Origin of the sequence: Desulfobotulus alkaliphilus, from assembly GCF_007830435.1 — a bacterium.
Taxonomy (GTDB): domain Bacteria; phylum Desulfobacterota; class Desulfobacteria; order Desulfobacterales; family ASO4-4; genus Desulfobotulus; species Desulfobotulus alkaliphilus.
In genome coordinates, this window is the sequence record NZ_VLLC01000021.1 from 15975 (window position 1) to 35802 (window position 19828).

21 protein-coding genes are annotated in these 19828 nt (G+C 52.7%); 13 read left to right on the top strand and 8 right to left on the bottom strand.

Annotation, left to right across the window (positions count from 1 at the left end):
- Positions 1–10: 10 nt before the first annotated feature.
- A complete protein-coding gene (locus tag LZ24_RS12260) occupies positions 11–442 on the bottom strand; it encodes a hypothetical protein (protein ID WP_144685598.1) in 432 nt (143 codons plus the stop codon).
- 29 nt (positions 443–471) lie between these two features.
- The gene (locus LZ24_RS17640; RefSeq protein ID WP_222427628.1) at positions 472–786 is read right to left on the bottom strand and encodes a hypothetical protein; all 315 of its coding nucleotides are present in this window, start codon (positions 784–786) and stop codon (positions 472–474) included.
- A gap of 380 nt (positions 787–1166) precedes the next feature.
- Here LZ24_RS17640 and LZ24_RS12270 point away from each other — a divergent pair, with 380 nt between their 5' ends.
- From LZ24_RS12270 to LZ24_RS12305, 8 genes are all read left to right on the top strand, one after another.
- Positions 1167–1490 carry a hypothetical protein gene (locus tag LZ24_RS12270; protein WP_144685600.1) on the top strand — a complete coding sequence of 108 codons (324 nt, stop codon included), beginning with the start codon at positions 1167–1169 and terminating at the stop codon, positions 1488–1490.
- Between the two features lie 80 nt (positions 1491–1570).
- Positions 1571–2038 (top strand): hypothetical protein, encoded by a 468-nt coding sequence (locus LZ24_RS12275; RefSeq protein ID WP_144685601.1) that lies wholly within the window; start codon positions 1571–1573, stop codon positions 2036–2038.
- Between the two features lie 175 nt (positions 2039–2213).
- Positions 2214–4535, top strand: coding sequence for a phage/plasmid primase, P4 family (locus tag LZ24_RS12280; protein ID WP_144685602.1), 2322 nt, complete (start codon positions 2214–2216; stop codon positions 4533–4535).
- 651 nt (positions 4536–5186) lie between these two features.
- Positions 5187–5492, top strand: a complete 306-nt coding sequence (locus tag LZ24_RS12285; RefSeq protein ID WP_144685603.1) for a hypothetical protein — start codon at positions 5187–5189, stop codon at positions 5490–5492.
- Between the two features lie 861 nt (positions 5493–6353).
- On the top strand, positions 6354–6971 hold the full coding sequence (locus LZ24_RS12290; RefSeq protein WP_144685604.1) for a hypothetical protein: 618 nt from the start codon (positions 6354–6356) through the stop codon (positions 6969–6971).
- 144 nt (positions 6972–7115) lie between these two features.
- On the top strand, positions 7116–9122 hold the full coding sequence (locus LZ24_RS12295) for a terminase gpA endonuclease subunit (RefSeq protein WP_144685605.1): 2007 nt from the start codon (positions 7116–7118) through the stop codon (positions 9120–9122).
- Positions 9123–9163: 41 nt separating this feature from the next.
- Positions 9164–9358: a hypothetical protein gene (locus tag LZ24_RS12300; protein WP_144685606.1), complete on the top strand. Its 195-nt coding sequence runs from the start codon at positions 9164–9166 to the stop codon at positions 9356–9358.
- A gap of 28 nt (positions 9359–9386) precedes the next feature.
- Positions 9387–9725, top strand: a complete 339-nt coding sequence (locus tag LZ24_RS12305) for a hypothetical protein (protein ID WP_144685607.1) — start codon at positions 9387–9389, stop codon at positions 9723–9725.
- Between the two features lie 108 nt (positions 9726–9833).
- On the opposite strand, the gene LZ24_RS12310 is transcribed toward LZ24_RS12305, so the two are convergent.
- The 3 genes from LZ24_RS12310 to LZ24_RS12320 all read right to left on the bottom strand — a co-directional run bounded on the left by LZ24_RS12310 (position 9834) and on the right by LZ24_RS12320 (position 12645).
- The gene (locus tag LZ24_RS12310) at positions 9834–10325 is read right to left on the bottom strand and encodes a hypothetical protein (protein WP_144685608.1); all 492 of its coding nucleotides are present in this window, start codon (positions 10323–10325) and stop codon (positions 9834–9836) included.
- On the bottom strand, positions 10318–11259 hold the full coding sequence (locus LZ24_RS12315) for a hypothetical protein (protein WP_144685609.1): 942 nt from the start codon (positions 11257–11259) through the stop codon (positions 10318–10320). Before LZ24_RS12315 ends, LZ24_RS12310 begins: the two co-directional genes overlap by 8 nt.
- A 375-nt stretch (positions 11260–11634) precedes the next feature.
- A complete protein-coding gene (locus LZ24_RS12320; RefSeq protein ID WP_144685610.1) occupies positions 11635–12645 on the bottom strand; it encodes a hypothetical protein in 1011 nt (336 codons plus the stop codon).
- A gap of 486 nt (positions 12646–13131) precedes the next feature.
- On the opposite strand from LZ24_RS12320, the gene LZ24_RS12325 reads away from it, so the two are divergent.
- From LZ24_RS12325 to LZ24_RS12335, 3 genes are all read left to right on the top strand, one after another.
- Positions 13132–13743 carry a BRO-N domain-containing protein gene (locus LZ24_RS12325; RefSeq protein ID WP_144685611.1) on the top strand — a complete coding sequence of 204 codons (612 nt, stop codon included), beginning with the start codon at positions 13132–13134 and terminating at the stop codon, positions 13741–13743.
- A gap of 228 nt (positions 13744–13971) precedes the next feature.
- The gene (locus tag LZ24_RS12330; protein ID WP_144685612.1) at positions 13972–14751 is read left to right on the top strand and encodes a BRO-N domain-containing protein; all 780 of its coding nucleotides are present in this window, start codon (positions 13972–13974) and stop codon (positions 14749–14751) included.
- 265 nt (positions 14752–15016) lie between these two features.
- A complete protein-coding gene (locus LZ24_RS12335; protein WP_144685613.1) occupies positions 15017–16138 on the top strand; it encodes a Fic family protein in 1122 nt (373 codons plus the stop codon).
- Positions 16139–16332: 194 nt separating this feature from the next.
- Here the strand turns inward: LZ24_RS12335 and LZ24_RS12340 are convergent, their stop codons facing one another.
- From LZ24_RS12340 to LZ24_RS12350, 3 genes are all read right to left on the bottom strand, one after another.
- Positions 16333–16779 (bottom strand): hypothetical protein, encoded by a 447-nt coding sequence (locus LZ24_RS12340; protein ID WP_144685614.1) that lies wholly within the window; start codon positions 16777–16779, stop codon positions 16333–16335.
- Positions 16776–17060 carry a hypothetical protein gene (locus tag LZ24_RS12345; protein WP_144685615.1) on the bottom strand — a complete coding sequence of 95 codons (285 nt, stop codon included), beginning with the start codon at positions 17058–17060 and terminating at the stop codon, positions 16776–16778. Before LZ24_RS12345 ends, LZ24_RS12340 begins: the two co-directional genes overlap by 4 nt.
- Before the next feature lie 318 nt (positions 17061–17378).
- A complete protein-coding gene (locus LZ24_RS12350) occupies positions 17379–17669 on the bottom strand; it encodes a sll1863 family stress response protein (protein ID WP_144685616.1) in 291 nt (96 codons plus the stop codon).
- Between the two features lie 259 nt (positions 17670–17928).
- Between LZ24_RS12350 and LZ24_RS12355 the strand changes: the two genes are divergently transcribed.
- Together LZ24_RS12355 and LZ24_RS12360 are read left to right on the top strand one after the other, a co-directional pair.
- Positions 17929–19356, top strand: a complete 1428-nt coding sequence (locus LZ24_RS12355; RefSeq protein ID WP_144685617.1) for a S49 family peptidase — start codon at positions 17929–17931, stop codon at positions 19354–19356.
- On the top strand, positions 19353–19736 hold the full coding sequence (locus LZ24_RS12360) for a DUF2190 family protein (RefSeq protein WP_144685618.1): 384 nt from the start codon (positions 19353–19355) through the stop codon (positions 19734–19736). The genes LZ24_RS12355 and LZ24_RS12360 overlap by 4 nt, the downstream gene beginning before the upstream one ends.
- The last annotated feature ends 92 nt before the right edge of the window (positions 19737–19828 follow it).

Sequence of the window (19828 nt, forward strand, 5' to 3'; positions counted from 1 at the left end):
CCTTTCTGCCTTAAAGTATTTTTACAAAGGTATAATAATACCCGTTTTCATGCTTGCAGTAGATGATGTCCATGTTCACCACAAAGCCATCCGCACGGGTGATATGCACGGTTCGACAGACACAACCTTCCTGTTCTACCTCCTCAAAAATCTCATCTCTCTGCTCCGGCCTCAGATAGATGTCTCTGGCAAAATCTATTTCCCTCAGACTGTAACCCAGCAGTCCTTCCCAGAGCTCCCACTGACAATTTCGAATTCTTTTTTTGTCTGAGACCAGACAGATAACATCTGTAGCACCGTGCCTTTTCATCCACTTTTCGAATGCCTTGCGGATAAAGCGGCTCATAAAAAAGAGATTAGAGTTTTCCCCCTGCACCTGATGCCGCTCCGCATCAACAGCCCTCTTACACCGCCTTCGGTCTGAGCCGCTGCGGCGTTCCATGAAAACTGCGAGGCCTTTGCGGGCCGCCTTTATTCCCCCGAAGCTTTTTTCCGGCTTTCGGATTCCTCTTGAAGGGTGTTGTTTTTAAGGTCGGAGTTTTCCTGAAGGAGGGAGGCTACTTTTTCCTGAAGTTCATCCAGGGTAGTCATTAGTTTTTCTGAGCGGGCTTCGGTTTTTTCCAGTCTGTCTTCGAGCTTTTCTGAACGACGGGTTTCACGCTCTACGGTTTTCTGAAGATCCGTAATATAAGAATCCTGTTTCTCGATGTAAGAATCTTGCTTTTCTATGCGGCTGCGCAGCTCTTCAATCCGCTCCTCATACATCTGACGAATAGAATCATCCATACCCCCCCTTTTTTCCACAAGCTCTTTGATCCCGGTTTTTGGACTTCCAGCCACATCCTCAAACCCAAAAAGTTCATTGGGGGTAATTTGCAGGACCTTGCATATAGCAGGAATCTTCTGGGTTCTGGGCAATACGGTCTTGCACCACCGGTACGCAGTTTTATCTGTGTCACCGGTAGCATCCCCCAGCTCCTGAGCAGTAAGCCTGAGCTGCTCCACCCTCTTACCAATTGTCCCGCATACCTGATCTCTTACATTCATCATACCCTCAATATACGCAAACAATGCGAATCTTGCAAAAGACCTTTGATGATACTTTTTGTGCCATAGGATGAAAAAATACTTGACTTTCACATCTTTTGGGTAAAATATTTCATTCTATGAAACCAAGAACGATAGATTATAAAATTCTGGGTTTGATTTCAGGGAAACACCCGAACCATACCCGACGCCTCAAGCAGCTCGAATCCTTTCCAAGAAAAGAGTTGGCTGCCCATCTTTCTGACTGGTTCGGCATGGAGCCCTACCACTTCATGTGGCCCGAACGCTACGGCAATCCATGGCCCGTCATCGAAGCCCATTGGCCGGAGGTGGAAAACTACCTCAAGGCAAGGCTTTCCGGTGACAGCCCAGCCCTTCCGGACTGCCTTGCCGTCTTCAGTCAGCATCCGGAAAAAGAATATGCAGATTCAAAGGCAGGATGAACGCAAAAGTGGCATTCGTTTCTGCGGGGATTAATTTCCTTTTTTCAGGGGAAAAAAACAGGCCAGTCAAAGGAGCACCCATGAACGACATCAACGCCATTTTGTATGAAGCCCTGATCCAGAACCGTGAAGATCAGGCGCTGGTTCCGCAGGTGGCCACCATGGCAGGCATGGCGGCAAGAACCGTCTATGAATACTGTGCCGATCCCCGCCGCACCCCGGATATCCGGGCCATCCGCGCCGCCTTTGCCGTAACCCAGAGCCCCACCATCAAAATGCTGCTGGAGCCGCCGGGATGGCGTCTGGTGCCGGTTGCGGATCTGGCCACACCCCAGACGGACAGCCTCAGCCGTGAAATCGAAGATGTGGTCATCCACACGGGCAAGCTGCTCCAGCATCTTCGGGAAGGGCTTAAATCCAGAGAAACGGCCACGGTGGTCAAAACCGCCCGGCTCATCGGTCGGCTGGAAACGGAGGTCATGGAAGTACGCAGACTCTTTGAAGACACCATACGACAGGGGGGAGAATGGGAAATGTCATCGCTTTGACAATCAAAAGAAAAAGGCTTTTGTCTCAGCTTATGAAACGAAAAGCCCTGAACCTTGAAGGCCCTGAAAAGCGCGTGATGCTCCTCAGGGCCAGAATGGCAGATCTGGATGCAGACAGGCTTGAGCAAAAATACGGCATTCCGGCTTAACTGGTTAGCCGGGCAGGGAGAACGCTATGGGAAAAGCCGTTGAATTCTTAAATCCCGATGAGCGGGCGGCCATCGCCAGGGGGTGTTTTCAGGTAGATCCCCGCAGCAGCAACGAAAAAGAGCTGCGGGGCTTATGCCCCTTCCATGACGATCAAAACGCGTCTTTTTCCTACTCTCCGGAAAAAGACGCATACAACTGTCTGGCATGTGGTGCTTCCGGGGATCTCATCAAATTATGGGGCCATGCCCAAGGCAAGGCATCCCCGAAGGAGGCGTTCCAGGCATTCTGTGGCCAGTACAAGCCACAGGATCAGCCAGCAGGGGACAGTGTGCCAACGACAGAGCAAATGGCAGCGGTGTGGGATCAGTTCCCCCCTCTGCCTCCGGAGATGTGCTCCCGTCTGTGCCGGGACAGGGCATGGACCGAGGACGGGATCAAATCTCTGGACCTCAGACTGCAAACCCTCAGGTGGAATCCCAAGCTCGGTGGTTTTGTAGATGACAGGTACAAAAACCGAATAGCCTTTGCGGTGCGGGACGATTCCGGAGAAATCCGGAACATCCGCTCATATATGCCCGGCGCCAGGGAGTTCAAGCTCCTTTCCGTTGCCAAGGGCATGGGCGAAAGCCGCCTCTGGCCGCATCCTTCCACCCTGAAGGATGGCCCTGTCTGGATCTGTGAGGGCGAGCCGGACGTAATCTGCGCCCGCAGCCACGGAATCAATGCCATCACCCAGACCACGGGTGCCCTGAGCTGGAAAAAGCAGTTCAATCTGGTATTTGAGGGCCGGGATGTGGTGCTGGCCTATGATGCCGACGGCGCAGGGATTCGGGGGGCCGACAAAGCCGCGGCTTCCCTGTCAAAAGTGGCGGCGTCGGTTCGTGTTTTAAAATGGCCCGACTTCATGGGCCGGGTGGATGGTGCGTGGCCCGAAAGTGGCGGTCAGGATCTGACGGACTGGTTTGCAAAGCACAGGCGGTCTGCCTCCGAGCTGGAAGAGCTTTTGGGCGAAAGCCCCGCCATCCAGAGAGATCCCGGCAGGCCTGAGTCTGTGGAGCGGTTTTTTTCCGGCCGCTCTTTTCAGCATGCAAAACTCGCCCGAGAGCTGTACCGGGAAAACCCCCTGATTTTCGATACCAAAACAAAGACCTTATACAGGTGGAACGGGAAGAATTGGGCCAGTATCAGCGAAATGGCGATCCAGCAGCGGGCACAGGCCCTCCTGCAGGATGAATCCACCATGGCGAGGATATCCGATGCCACGTCCCAGGTGGCTGTCATGGCGGCCATGCCTGCGGAGCAGGAGCTGGACAACAATCCGGATCTGGTGCCCCTTGAAAATGGCATGCTCAGCCTCTCCACGGCGGAGCTGCTGCCCCATGTCAAAGAGCATTTGAATACATACAGGCTGCCGGTGTCCTTCGATCCTGATGCAAAATGTGAGCGCTGGCTGCAGTTTTTGACAGAGACCATACAGGATGCGGCCACCATCGCTGTGGTGCAGGAGTGGTTTGGGTATTGCCTCACCCGTGACACCAGCCACGAAAAGGCCATGTTTTTGATCGGGCCGGGGTCTGATGGCAAATCGACATTTTTACACGTTATTCAGGAGCTGATCGGGGAGCGCAATTCATCGGCGGTCAATATGGCGGACATGGCCAAAGAGCATTACAGGGCCACGCTGATAGGAAAGCTCCTTAACACCGCCTCCGAGACCGAAGGGGCGGCTTTTGAGTCCGACTGGTTCAAGGCCATCGTTTCCGGTGACAAGATTTCCGCATCATTCAAATTCAAGGACGTCTTCGATTTTTCCCCCTACGTCAAGCTGATGTTTGCCAACAATCGCTGGCCAAAGGTCAAGGACAACTCGGACGGCTTTTATCGGCGCATCCTGCCCATCAAATTTAAAAGGCAGTTCAAGGGCAAGGCCATCCAGAAAAACCTGAGGGCGATTCTGATAGCAGAGCTGCCCGGTATTCTGCTGTGGGCGCTGGTGGGGCTGGAGCGGCTGCGGCTGCAGGGAGGGTTCACCCATTCCGATGACATCCACCGGACGCTGGTGGAATACCAGTTTGCCAATAACCCGGTGCAGGCATTTGTGGATGAAGAGTGCCTGACGCAGCCGGAATATGATGGGCAGGGCCTGAGCGTGAGCAAGAAGGGCCTGTATGATCGTTACAGGGCCTACTGCACGGGGTATGGATTTCATCCTATGAACATCGTGCATTTTTCCAGAGAGCTTTTGACCATTCTGCCCCACGTCAAGGAAACCCGTCCCGGCGAGCGGGGCGGCAGCCGCCAGAGGCATTTTGATGGTGTGGCTCACGTGGACAGAGGTGTCATATAATGGCCCCCTCTCTCCCCCACACCCCCCCACGGGACAGGGCGTGTCCAGGTAAACTGGCCAAATGTCCAGCCCGTGTCCAGGTAAACACGTTTACGGCGTTTTCAGATTTTCAATTAAATCAGAATATTACAAGCCGTGTCCACCGTGTCCAGGTAACTTCCGAAATACGCGCATGCGCGAGGGGGTTATTTTACCAAGCCACAAGCCAAGCGAAGACTCATAGTAGTTTAATAGAGATTTACCTGGACTTGACGGACACGGAATATAAAAGACTGAAAATAAAAGAAAAACAAAAATGCCTTAAACCAAGTTACCTGGACACGGGCATTTTTCAAAAACTTTTTAATGGCAAAGCCATTGAAAATAAAGGGGTATTTTATGTTCCTTGAAAAATACCCTCAGCTCAACCGGTTTACCGGGGGGCAAATCCTCTCCACGGGGAGCGAAGAAACGGCAAGCGCATCAAACCACAGCCCGGTCACGGCGGGGCTGCCGACGCACACTGGTGCGACTCGGGATGGACAAGCACCGCAGGCTTTCGAGGAGGGGGTTTCTTTAGAGGCAGTAAACAGCGTCGGCACCACTGGCGTCCGAGAGGCAAGCGCATCAAACCACAGTTCGGTCACGGCTGGACTGCCGACACACACTGGTGTGACTCGGGATGGACAAGCACCTGGATGCACGGGGCAGACGCACTGGCGGGACTTTCCCGCCGTTGTGGCACTTTCCGAGTTCCTGCGGTCAAAACCCATGGGCATTTCTCTGGCCAGAGATCCGCACTGGCGGATCATCCTGAGAGCCAGGCCCGGCGTTACGCCTGAGGAACCGGAGCGATGGGAGTTCTACCGGCAGGCCTTGGCATTGGCCGAGACTGCGCTGCCGGATCTGTACGAGCTGATGGACCACGGCAGGATGGGCCTGCCACTGGCCGACCCCCACGGAAACCAGCGCCGTTGAACCGGCCAAGGTACTACCCGGCCCCCGGCCCTGTACGGGGCGCGGAGGCGCGAAGTTCGTGCACAGTGAAAACCGAAAACGGAACGGAAAACGGAAAAGTCTGTGATTCCGGAGGGTTTTTGGGGGATTCCGTCATGGAATTGACGCTGCAAAAAGAGTTCCCGCCTTAGGGGCCAGCAGCCTAAACCCTTACAAACCGCCGGAAAGTGCGCAAAAAAGGTACCCGCTGGAGGGGCCTCGCGCACGAAGAAAGTCCAGCCATTGGGCTGGCAGTCAGTACCCGGCCCATTGGGGTCGGTCGGGAGCGCAAAGGTACCCGCTTAAAGGGGCCTGTCGTTCACAAGAAAAAAAGTCCAGCCATTGGGCTGGCGGCAGTACCCGGCCCATCGGGGTCGGTCGGGAGCGCAAAGGTACCCGCTTAAAGGGGCCTGTCGTTCACAAAGAAAAAAAGTCCAGCCACTGGGCTGGCGGCAGTACCCGGCCCATGGGGGTCGGTCGGGAACGCAAAGGTACCCGCTTAAAGGGGCCTGTCGTTCACAAAGAAAAAAAGTCCAGCCATTGGGCTGGCGGTCAGTACCCGGCCCATTGGGGTCGGTCGGGAGCGCAAAGGTACCCGCTTACAGGGGCCTGTCGTTCGCAAAAAAAGTCCAGCCATTGGGCTGGCGGCAGTACCCGGCCCATTGGGGTCGATCGGGAACGCAAAGGTACCCGCTGGAGGGGCCTGTCGTTCACAAAGAAAAAAAGCCCAGCCATTGGGCTGGCAGATACCCGGCTGAAGAGGCCGGAAGGAGCGCACAAAGGTACCCGCTTAAAGGGGCCTCGCGCAGGTTTTTGGGTTCAGGATTCATGGAAGGAGAAGGGATGGAGGAGACCCCGCCTGAAAGGGAGTTCAAGACCCTGATGGACGTCCTGCGGTTTTTGCAGGGAGAGGGCTTTTCCATCGAAAAGACCAAGCTCTATCAGGATCAGAAGAGCGGGCTGATCCGCTACAAAAAGGGCCAGCCCATTACGGAAACGGAAGTTCTGGCCTATGTGGCCAGATGCGAGCTGGAAAAGACCGACGGCGGCAGCCCCATCACCGCCGCCCGACAGCTGGAAAAGGACAACGCCGCCAAGCGTGCTCTGGCGCTGGAGCTGATGGCCCAGAAAAGGGAGATGGTGGCCCTTCAGCTGGCACGGGAAAAAAAGAAGCTGGTGGACAGAAGCGAGGTGGATCAGATGCTGGTGGGCCTCCTTCAGGTTCTCGACACCTCGTCCAAGCAGCTCATGGATCGGCTCATGCCGGACATCGCCCGCATGGTGGGCGGAGACGGTGCCAAAGCCAACCTTGGCCGGGATCTGCTCCGTCAGGAGTGGGATGCCATGATGCACCGGCTTTCCCGCACGGAAGCCTTTTCCCTGAAGTACGCGGAGGATGAAGGGGATTTTTCGGAAGACCTCCCCCCGTCCGTCTTCGGGCAGGAGAACAAAAACCCATAACCCCACAGGCCAACCCTGCGGGATAAAAAGCCCAGGCTGAAATTCCTCAGACCTACGGGATAAAGACATCCGCAGACAGCAAACTCCGCCCTGCGGAAAAACCGCCTCAGGCGGCAACCCTAACCCATCCGAAGGGATGACCCCATGGAAATGCAGCAGCCCATCCCCTCCTGGATGCCGGAGACCTACCGCAGCGTCATCCGCCATTCAGGCCACAGCATCCGTTTTCAGCCCCTGCCGGGGGTGAGACGGGTGATGCGCAGGCCCCGGCCCATGTCCATTGCGGACTGGTCGGAAAAATACCGCTACGTGACCCTTTCGGCCATCGAAGGCCCGTGGCGGCACGAGAACGCGCCCTGGGCCGAGGGCATCATGGAGATTTTGGATTTTCCCTCTGTGGTGAAGGTGGGGCTGTGCAAGTCCGTGCAGTCCGCAGGAACGGAAACCGCCCTGAACATGGTCGGCTCCCGCATTGATCAGCAGAGCGCCAAGGTGATTTTTGTGTATCCGGACAAGGACACGGGCCGCAATGTCATGAAAAAGCGCATCGTGCCCATGATCCGCAATACCCGGCAGCTGTCCCGGCACCTCACGGGGTATCAGGATGATGTGCAGGGGCTGTCGGTGCAGCTTTCCCATACATGGATCAAGATCGGCTGGTCCGGATCTCCGGCAAGCCTTGCCTCGGACCCGGCCGACACCGTGGTGCTGGACGAGGTGGACAAGTACATGCCCTTCACCTCCAACAAGGCCGAGGCCGGGCCCATCGAACTTGCGGAAAAGCGCACCACCACCTTCCGCCGTCTGGGACGGGCGAAGATCTTCATGCTCTCCACGCCCACCACGGAGAACGGCCCCATCTGGAAGTTCATGGAAGAGGAAGCGGAGCTGATCTTTGACTGGCATGTCCGCTGCCCGGACTGCGGCAGGGAGCAGAAGATGGCCTTCAGCCGCATCCGATGGCCCGAAGGCAGCGCTGCGGACGCCTCCCGGGTGGAATCCCAGCATCTGGCCTGGTACGAGTGCAGCCACTGCCCCTCCCACTGGGACGATGAAAAGCGGGACATGGCCGTGCGCCACGGCAGATGGCGCTCCCGGGACAAGGGCCTTTCCATATCCGCAGCCCTGCAATCTTCCCGGCCCAGCCGTGTGGGCGTGCATTTTCCCGGATGGAATTCCCTCTTTGTGACCCTTTCGGAATGCGCGGCCTCCTTTCTCCGGGGGCTTACCAGCAAATCCGCCCTGCGGGATTTCTGGAACAACTACGCCGCCGAACCCTGGAAGATTGTTTTAGAATCCACCTCCGAGGCCGAAGCCCTCAAGGCCCGCTGCGCCCTTGCCCCCGGCATGGTGGCCAATGAGGCCGTGGCCCTCACCTGCGGCATCGATCAGCAGCACGGGGGCTTTTTCTGGGTGGTTCGCGGCTGGGACAGGCACTTCAACTCCTGGCTGGTGGAAAGCGGATTCTCGCCGGACGAGGCGGATCTGGATCATCTTTTGTATGAGCGGAGCTGGCCCATCGACGGAGAACCGGGCCTGCGGATGAAAATCTGGCGGGCGGCCCGAGATTCCGGCGGCAACGCCTACGACACGGGCCAGACCATGCGGGACGAGGCCTATCTCTGGTTAGACAGCCGCTGGGGCCTCTGCCGTGGGTGTCAGGTCTGGGTGACCAAGGGCGCATCCACCAGCCTCCCCACCTTCAGCAAGCTGGGGAACCCCCTGCGCCAGACCCGCTCCGGCAAGAAGCTGCGCTCCGGCGCGCGCCTCATGCTGCTGGACCCCAACCGGCTCAAGACCTCCTTTTTCGAGCGTCTGGAAAACGCCATTCAGGGCCGTGGCCATGCGGGCTATCTCCATGAAGGTGTGGCCGAAGGATCGGACTATCTGCGCCAGATCACGGCGGAAGAGCTTCGGGAAGAGGCGGGGCGGCAGGTCTGGGTGCAGCTTCGAAAAGACAATCATTTTCTGGATTGCGAGTGCATCGCCCTGGCTCAGGCCCTGTGGGAATGGCCCGGCGGCGGCGTGAACCTTCTTCAGGATCGGGTGAATGTGGTGGAAGAAGCGGCCCCACCGCCTCCGCCCCGGAGGCCGAAGGGCGAAAGGCCGGAGAAGGGGCGCAAGCTTCCCGGCTGGCGGGACAGGATGTGAGCCATGGCAATTTGTAAGACGGACAGGAAAAAGGAGGCGGCATGAAAACCAGCCCCACGGCCCTTGTGGGCTTAAAAGAAATTTGTGCCTACGCGCGGATGAGTACGCCGAGGGTGAAGATTGCCATTCAGGAGTATGGATTTCCTGCCCGGCAGATCATCGGAACGGAGTGGCAGTCGGACATGCAGCTGGTGGATGAATGGCGACGGGAGAGGATTGGGCGGGGGGCTGCGTGAGGGGAAACAGAAAAGAAAGGAGAAGGCCATGAAAACGGAAAATATCTCAGAGGAAATGATTGAAAGACTGTACTGGGCGGCTGTGCATTTCAGGGATTTCATTGCCATGCAGCCGAATGCCAGCCCCGTGATCTGGTGCGGGGACAGGAAAAGCTGGGTGGTGAATATGCCGCACTATAAAAGTGCCTGTGAGGCGGTGAGGGAATTTGAGATGAAGGTTTACGGTAAAAAGCCCAGATTCCGCCTGATATTTATGGGGTCAAAAATTCCTGATTTTGAGAACTCGGAAAAAGAGGATGAACTTTTTCTCAAAAAACTTGAAAGTATGCGCTGGACAGTGCCTTCGGGGGGTGGTTCAAAGGCATAAAAAAGGTGATAAAAACTAAAAGGGGTCTGACCCCTTTTAATTCAACGCCTGAGCTAAAAGGGGTCTGACCCCTTTTAGCAAAAGGTGCCTGCCTCCTTTTGGTCATAGCTATATTCGGCGGCTAATTATTGCACGATATTCATTGGCAATAATGAATCCGTGAAACTGAATTGCAGCAATTACGATGCTTAAAAAAAGGCACGCTACACGGATCGAGATAGCAAATGCCCAAGCCCAATTAAACGGGTTACCACTGGTGACGGGGAAAATCAGTGCAAACCCATGGGCGATTCGTTCAACTACCAACAATCCAACCACAGAAAACGCATTCACTAAGATTTCTTTTTTTAGCTCGGTTAGTTTCTCAATCACCTTATTATAGTTGGTTCCTTCACTATTATTTTCATTTGCTGCGACATCCTTTATCACACTGTCAACATATGCATACAAAGCATATGACAACGTGCCGGTAATCATTGCAATAACAATAAATGCAGATAGTAGTTCTTGAAAAATAAGTACAGAAAGTCCTTCTATATAATAAGTAACGCAAAGTGCCGTACTAAAAGCAAGAATGAAAAGTAAAATAAATCTAGTCATTTTTATCGTCGCGAGAGAGGTTTTCAGCTACGGTCATTACCTGAGCAACCAGTCCTGCATCAATTACTTCCCTTCCCGGTGCAGGTAGCCCCGTTTCTAATTCAAGTTGTCCTTCATGATGGACTTCATCTTGAGTCGGGACAGGTAGTTCAACTAGAACTGCGGCTTTTTCACTAGTATGTTTCTTTTTACCACCACGAGTACCTTCAGTTATCAATACCCACCTCCCTTCACCTTCAGATGCATAGTCAATATAATCAGCTATAGGCTCCTGAGGAATTACCAAATCCCCGGATTCGTTTTCAAGCGCTAACGTTATTTCGTCTTGCCCATAAAGCTTTTTTAATTCTTTTAATGCTTCACGAGCCTTTTCATTGGTACGGAGAATATTCGGTGAGATTAGCTTTATTTCTATTTTATAAATTTTCTTATGTTTCTTTACAATAGACCAGAATTCTATCGTCTTAGTTTTTAGTTCAACAAAAATTCTATGATTATATTTCTCTAATACAGGATCGCGAAGGCCGGATTGAATCGCATTTGCTATTTGTGATTCTGTACCAAATTTCCAATCCCTTTGCACAAAAATATATTGTTCGTGCATATCAAAAACTGCTACAAGCGGAACCCAGTCATCTTTTTCATGCGCCACAATATCACCGGGTATTTTTTCACCGACATGCGCGGTTCTTAACTTCGCAACTTTTCCAACCATGTACCGCCCATCTTGGAACCGATAAAGATCCGTTGGCTCTGTTTTAGAAAATCCAACGAACGCATAACGTACATTATAGCGATCAAACTCTCTATCACCCAAGAGCGAAACGATTACAGCGGTTCCTTTGGGGGTTGGTACTGGAACGCAAACTGTACTTCCTTGAGATTCCTCGACAAGTGAATACCTGAGAACAAAAAAATTACCTGTATTCTTCATTCTTTCACCATAAAATAAGAGCCCCTCCTCTTTTAGTCCGTTTTTACATTGCTAAAGGTACTTTTTTGTAATCAATTTCATTGAATCAATCATCTCATTCTCTGATTCACGAAATAATTCTAGTGCATCAATTCCAGTCTCATCTATCTTTTTTAAAGCCAGTTCGTAGTAAAAGGGGTCAGACCCCTTTTAGCTGTTATCTTAACTCCTTCGCTGTCTGCCCTTGTAGAGTTAAAAGGGGACAGACCCTTTTTAATGATGGAGCGTGCGGCTTTTGGATTAAAAGGGGTCTGACCCCTTTTGTCATTTATCTAATGCAAAAAATAAGATCTCACCCCTTTTCCCAAAAAAAGCAGGTCTCCCACTTTTTGTCGCCTAGCCGATCAACTCGTCTAGAGAGAGGACTTCTGTTGGGTAACCGAATTTTTTATATATTATTTTAGCTCTTTCTCTTAACCTCTTGTCTTCTGTAATAAAATATTTTGAGTTAGAAGCGTATAAAATGTGTTCCCAGTCATAAGTTCCACTAATTACAGCACCTACTTCTTTATCACTTTTAAATCGCAAACAATCTAGTGTCATAAAGAAAGCGTAAAATGCTACACGCAATGTTATATAGTTGTTTTTTTGGACGTTATCAAGCAATAGGGATTTTCCGTTATTAAATCCATACAATTTCATAAAAATGTTATTAAATTCTTCATCACTTATCTCTTCAATCTTAATACCTTCTTTATATTTTTCAAAAAAAACAAATCTGTCACCGAAATCCACCAAGCGCATTTGCTCTTCTAACGCTGTCAATTTTTTATATGCAAGTACCTGAGGAATACACTTAGCTGGATCTATCTTGCCATATCCAAAACGTGGATACGAATCATTAATTACAGTTAAGATCTGGTTGTTTGTGATCTCACTAATGACTTCAAAATATTCACTTTGAATACTTGCACTATTGCATTTAATTATTTCATCTATATGCACAAGACTATAAACAATTTTTGAGTTAAAATGTCTTTTTATGTCGCTATAAATTTTGGAGCTTCTTCTGCATTGATCAAAAATATTTTGATCAAAATAACAAGTATCTATTAAACTAATTTCATTTATCCGAAACCCTGATGGAGGTTTATGTGCCTTTATAAGTTCTTCAGCAATAGATTTTTTTCTTTTATCTTGGACATACATAGCAAATTGATGTCTCGGCGTATTTAATAGTTGGAAAAAAAAATCACAATCACTACAGTCGCCAGCTCTATTTTCATCCAACAAATCAACTATAACACGTCTTAATTCATGACTAAAATCCTTACCATTTAGTCTTACAGATTCCAACAATTCACATACTGCAACTTCATATTTACATCTTTCACAAGCCATTTCCATTTCATAATTCCTTTAAAAAATATCAAAAAAGTATTGTTTTATTGGATGGATATAGTCTTCCATAGTCTCCAAGCTACATAATGCATCCGCTCGACGCACCCTCTAAAAAACGATCCTTTCCCATACCCCACCCATCCGCCTCTGACAAGCCCCAGCGTCCGTTTTCCGTAATTTTCTCCCATTTCCCCCGATCCGCTACAGTGTCTTGACATTCCATTCCGGTCTGGGTACAGTTTTCATGCTGCGGCAAAAAACCGCAGTCGGGATTAGCCTCCCGATCAGCACAGAGCCTAGCGCCCCCACCATAATGAATACGCAGGCGCATTTTTTGCGCCCTCGCTCACCCTTATGGCGGAGCTGTGCGGGGCTTCTTCGGAAGCGCCGGTTCTCTGTGCCCGGTAAGGCTAACCCGCCCAGCTCTGCCACCCACTGATTAGCCTCAGTTGTGGCGGAATCCTTCACCTACTCAAAGCACAGAGGATCGCCATGAAAAACAATCTGCCCACCATCGACTTTACCTTTCAGAACAACACCGTAAGAACCATCGAAAAAGAAGACGGAAGTTTCTGGTTCATTGCAAAAGACGTTTGCGATGCCCTGGAGATTACGTGGAGCGGCAACAAGATTCTTGCCAGTATTCCGGAAAACTGGAGGGGGGTCGTAAAACTCACGACCCCCCTCCAGAATCAGCACGGCGTGTACGGCGAACAGGATCAGGAGTTCGTCACCATCAACGAACCCGCCCTGTACAAGCTGGCCTTCCGATCCAACAAACCCGCCGCCGAAGATTTCACCAACTGGGTGGCCTCGGAAGTGCTTCCCGCCATCCGCAGAACAGGCCGCTTCTCCGGAACGGGTCCGGCCCTTGCCACGGAAGCCCCGGACAGGGAAGACCAGATCCGCCTTGCCCGGAAGCTCGTGGGGCAGGTGAACGCCATCCTCCGGGATATGCCCGCCCTCAGCCGCCTGTATCAGGATCTGGGCGTTTCCGTGAACGATGTCCTCCGCACCCTCTGCGTCCTCAGCCCGGACATCCACCACGAAGCCTATCTTCAGTCCCTCCGGGATCATGATGCCGCAGCACGGCCCCGGAACTGATCCATAAACAAAGCCCCTGCATCCTTTTTCGGTGCGGGGGTTTTTGTTTTATCCAGCCAAGGCCCCAACCCCCGTCAAGCAAAATCAAGCCCCATTCAGCCAAAAAGAACACCCATCCACGCACATCTAAGCACCATCTAAAAAAGCCCCCCCATTCCGGCCCTATAATCTCCGCAGAAATGATCACCTGAAAGGGGTGACCCCTTTTATGAAAAAAAGGAGCGGAACATGGATACAGCGGTACAGGTTTTTGAAAATCGGGAGTTTGGGCAGGTTCGCATTGTTGAAGGACGGAACGGCGAGCCGTGGTTTGTGGCAACTGACATTGCAAGGGCGTTGGGTTATGAAAAGCCAAACAACGCAATAAACAGCCATTGTAAAAAAGTCAATAAAATCAATTACCCTGAAACAGGGCACCCAATAAATATTATCCCAGAGGCTGATCTTTACAGGCTCATAATGAGATCAAACCTTGAATCGGCTGAAAATTTTCAGGATTGGGTGGTTGAAGAAGTCCTCCCCTCCATCCGGCGCACCGGGGCATATCAGATCCCCCGCAACGACCACCCCCTCAAAATCCTGATCCAGAAGGATTTTTGGGCAGCGGAATGTGTTGCCGACATGCTCCGGGTTTCCGATGACTCCCGGCTGGCCCTTTGTTATGCCATCTATGACCGCCATGGTCTGGATAAATCTGTACTGCCCCAGTACACGGAAGCACCCCGCCAGCGCATGTCCGCATCGGCCCTTTTAAAAAAACACAACGTGGACATGAGCACCATCAGATTTAATCAGCTCATGGTGAACAATGGGATGCTGGAGGAGCGGGAGCGCACCGGAGCCAGTGGGTCGGTCAGAAAATTCAAGAACCTCACGGATCTGGGTTTGGCTTTCGGTGAGAATATGGTTTCCCCGCAAAACCCCAGAGAAACCCAGCCCATGTATTATGAGGATGCCTTTGAGGATCTTCTCATGACCCTGACCATGGGGAAGTCTCAGGAGCCGTGAAGGGTGCTCCGGAACTGATCCATAAAAAAGCCCCTGCATCCTTTTCGGTGCGGGGGCTTTTTCTTGTCCGGGGGCCGGGCAGAAAATTTTGTTGCTCATATTCTTTAAAAAATGAGAGACAAGCTTCTTTGTTTTGCATAGATTAGAAACAAAGGGCCTTGTTTCTCATATTCTCGCAAATCTGAGCAACAAACGTCCTTGTGCGGAAGGGATGGGAAGCAAAGGCCTGTCCGTCATTTTCAAAAAATCCCCTGAGGAGCAGACGATGTCCCTGAATCTGGATCAGGCGGTTCATTATCATTACGATGCCTTTCCACCGGAGCGTCTTGATACGGGACGCTTTCTGGAAGAGCTTCTGGATGCCACCGCCGCCATGGCCCGTTATGATCAGATGCTGAAGACCATGCACAACAGCGAAATTCTTCTTGCTCCCCTGAGGAGTCAGGAAGCGGTGCTTTCTTCCCGCATCGAAGGCACCATCAGCACCATGGATGAAGTGCTTATGTATGAGGCGGAGTCCGACGGCTCGGACAGAAACACTTCTGAAACCCGATCCGATGTCATTGAAACCGCCCTGTATCAGCGGGCTTTACGCGGGGCGCAGCAGGCCATGGAAGACGGGTATCCCCTGTCCCAGTCGCTCATCCGGGGAGTTCACCAGACCCTGCTTTCCTTTGGAAGGGGAGCGGCCAAATCTCCCGGAGAGTTTAAGAAAGAGCAGAACTATCTGGCTGACAAGATGAGCCGTAACATCCTCTTTGTTCCCATCAGCCCGGAACGCCTGCCGGAGGGCATGGACAGGCTCTTTGCCTATATCGGAGAAAGCAGGCATCCCTCCCTCATCAGAACCGCTTTGGCCCATGTGGAGTTTGAGGCCCTGCACCCCTTCAAGGATGGTAACGGGCGGATCGGCAGGATGCTCATTACCCTGATGCTCTGGTCTTCAGGGATCATATCCGCACCGCATTTTTACATCAGCGGCTATTTTGAGGAAAACCGGGATACCTACATTGACGCCATGCGCCGGGTTTCAGAAAAGGGAGACTGGGAGGACTGGTGTCGGTTTTTCATGAAGGCGCTGGCGGTGCAGGCGGGAAGAAATCTCGATACTGCAGATCAGATCCGCTCCCTTTACGATGAAATGAAACGGGTTTTTGCGGAAGTGCTTTCGTCAAAGTGGTCCATCGAGGCGCTGGATTTTGTTTTCACCTTCCCGGTTTTCACGGTCAGCAGATTCAAAGAAAAAAGCGGTGTTCCCGCTGCAAGCTCCGCCCGGTTCACCACCTTGCTGCTGGAAAAGGATCTGATCCGTAAAGTGAAGGAGGCAAGCGGAAGAAAACCTGCGGTTTATGCCTTTGAACCTCTGATGCGGCTGGTGAGGGTGTAGAAAGGGGTTTTTCTGATGCCCGGAAGCCCGGCCCTGATCCATAAACAAAGCCCCTGCATCCTTATCGGTGCGGGGGCTTTTGTGCATCTGGGGGTCAGCAACGCCCTGGGGCAGGCAGTGTTCTCATTTTTCCACATCAAATGATGTAGGAAAACAGGAACTGGAGGAAGGGGGGCAGGCCCTTTTCTCAGTCTTTATTTGTTTCTGTCCATATAGCTTCTGATGCCAAAGCCGCTGCCAAGGCCGCCAAGGAACACGGCAAAAAGTTTAATGACCTCCCGGTACAGTTCCTTGTCTGAGCCGACCAGAAAAACGGTGGCGAATATGAACAGAACGGCAAAAACAAGAACGTATATCAGGGTGTATTTTCTGTTTTCTGCGGCATCCCTGAAAGACCTTTCATCATCTTTTTCGGCAAGTTCGAGAATTCTTGTGATGTGGGTTTCATTGATCTTATCCACAAGAGGATGGGGAGCCGGTCCCAACCTGTGCATGGACATCCCGATTTCCAGAACCTTCCTTGCTTCCGGGGGAAGCCCTTTAAGCATCTCCGGCTCCACAAAGCCCACATCATTTTTTTCAGAATACCCTTTGCCTTCTTCTGGGGCGGTATCCTTTGTGTTTGTTTCCGTATCCGTCATTGCAGCAACTCCCGAAGGCGGCCTGAGCTGATTTTACTGACCAGTACCTTTTCAATGCGTTCCGATATTTCTGCACCAGAGTAGGATGCAGCGGCCTGCCGGACAAGGGCATCAAAGGCCTGATCATCCATATGCCCTTCATTGCGGAGACGTACCATATACCGGATGAGATTCTGAAAAGCGGTACGCCGGGCCTGTGCAAGGGTGTCGCTTCTGTCTTCATGGAAAGCCATGGGAACAAAAGGATGCTTCCCTGACTGTCCGTATGTGTTCAAATACATATGCCCTCCGGAACACGGATGGTTTATTGCAAGTAAAAAAATCTGCTGGCAGCAGTATAGCATGACGGGCGGCAGGGGCAATGCCTGTTATAAGGACAAAAGGGGTATTTGCAGAATTTTCGGACAAAAAAAAGACCCGCTCGATTTGTGCATTGGCCCCCTTACAAAGTAAGAGCAGCGGCCAAGAGGCATGGCGAGTATGTTAGATACATCTTACCAACGCCAGAGTACCGACGTCAAAAGGAAAATGCATAAAAGGGGTCTCATAAAAGGGGTCTGCCCCCTTTTCCCTGTAACCCCTTTTCCCTGCTTTTCCTCTTAATCCTTGAATCTTGACACAGCTGATTTCACAGCATTCCCAAGGGAATCCCATGAACTGTCAATGCCTGCTTTCAGGTCTTCCCATGCATCGCCACTGGCACTCTTCAGTTCGGCAAGTTTATTGCTGGCCGATTCACGCTGAGACCGTAATTCCTCAATTTGTTTGTGATATTCAAGTTGTGCGTCGGCTTTTTTAATGTCGGCCTTTGCTTTGAGCTTGTCGATCCTTATACCCCATTCATCTAATTGTGCCTGTAATTTCTGCTCATATTCTTTTTTCATGCTCATGATTTTTCTCCTGCTCGATGTAAAAAAGGGGGGATACCATTTCCTGTTCCCTCATCTGCCTCGCTAAAAATTGCATTCCGGAATCATACCACCCCATGTCAAGTAAATATATATGCTGAATAACAAAAAAGAACATCCATCCACGCTCATCTAAGCACCATTTAAAAAAAGCCCCCCATTCCGGCCCTATAATCTCCGCAGAAATGATCGTTTTTTCTGCGGGGACTTTTCCCCGCCTTACCCCCAAGGCGAGGCCGCCATGCCCTTCCGGATGCTGGAACTTCTCAAAACAGAAATCTGGGCCGCTGCGCCTTCGGCTTTAGATGCCCTCGCTTCGGCCCTGCGCCATTCTGCCGCCGTCCCTTCTTCCCAAACCCCTGATCCGGAGCCGTTCACCCGCTCCGGTGGCATTGCTTTGCTGCCGGTCACGGGAACCCTGTCGCCGGATTACGGCTATGCCGGGGCCTTTGCCCCCCTTCGCACGGGATACAAGGGCCTGCGGGATCAGTTTGATCTCGCCATGGAAGATCCCGGCATCCATACCCTGCTGCTCTGTTTCAATTCCCCCGGTGGCACGGTGCAGGGTTGCAAAGAGCTGGTGGATCACATGGCTTCGGCCAAGACCGCATCGGGCAAACGGGTGGTGGGTTATGTGGACGGGGCCTGCATGTCGGCGGCCATGTGGCTGTCTGCGGTCTGCGATGAAGTGGCTGCTCCGGCCACGGCCTTGGTGGGCAGCATCGGTATTTTGCAGGTCCATGCGGACTGGAGCCGTTTCAACGAAAAAACGGGCATCACCTTTTCCTATCTTTCGGCGGGGAGTTTTAAGGCCCTGCCCAATACAGACAGCCCCTTAAACGATACGGGCCGGGCCTATGTGCAGGAACGCTTAGACAGAATGTACGGCATTTTTACGGAATCCTACGCCAGCCTTCGGGGGCTTTCTCCGGAGAACATCCGGGCCACGGATGGCCGGATCTATCTGGCGGAAGACGGCCTCAAAGAAGGGCTGGTGGATCGCATCACCCCCGGCCTCGAACCCTTTATGGCAGCACTCAGGGAGGAAAACATGGATGTGAACAAACTCAAAGCGGAGCACCCCGCCCTTTACGCCCAGATCAAAGCCGAGGGCGGGGATGCGGTGCGTGCGGAACTGGCACCCACAATCAGTGCGGCCGGAGAGGATATCCTTTCCATGGTGGCCATGGTGGCGGGGCCGGAAGCATCCGGCAAAATCCGCACCCTTCAGGGGCTGGGCCTGAAGGCGGATCAGATCAAGGCCATGGCCGATGCCGGTCTTCTGGCTCTGGGTGGCACAGGCGGAGCCGGTGCGCAGGGCGGCCAGTGGAATGCCCCGGCAGGTCAAGGCAACGGACAGGGCCATCCCGCAGGCAGTCAGCCCAGCGGACAGGCCAATGCCCAGACACCCGCCCCGGCCACAGGCCCCACCGCTGCGGAGATTCTCGCGGCTTTGCAGGCAGCCACCCCTTCCGGTGTTGCGGCGGGAGGTCAGCCGGCGGGTGCAGCGGCCCAGCCCGGAGGTTGGCCGGATTTTCTGGCGCTGGTGGAAGGGCATATGGCGGCCAAGGCCTGTTCCAAAGGCGAGGCCATGCGGGAGATGCAGGCCAAATATCCGGAAGCCCATAAAGCCTACATCCTTGGTCTTCAGAAAGGCGGTGCCGCATGAGCTACGTTCTTGGGCCAAGATCCTACGAGGTGGGAATCGGCGGTGTGGAGTCTTTCCGGATTGTGCAGTTTGACGGGGGCAAGGTGGTTTTGAACAGCGCAGCCGGAACGCCCATCGGCTTTGCCACCACCTATGCGGCGGAAGGGGAACGGGTGTCTGTGCAGCACCTTGGCGTGGACGGCACCTGGGAGCTGGAAACCGCCGGAGCCCTTAGCGCATTGGATTTGGTTTTTGCGGCGGATGAGGGGCGGATTCAGGCCCTTCCTTCGGAAGCAGGAACCTACCGGAAAATCGGCATTGCCCTGAATGCGGCCGCTTCCGCAGGGGAGATCATTGAGGTGTTGCCCTATGATTTCCATGCCACCGTAACCGTTACCTAAAAGGGGTCACCCCTTTTTTCCACCCCGGCCCTCTGGCTTCGAGAGCCTCAGCCAGCGGTCCTTTAATGGGGTCAGCCCCCTTTTCCATGAAC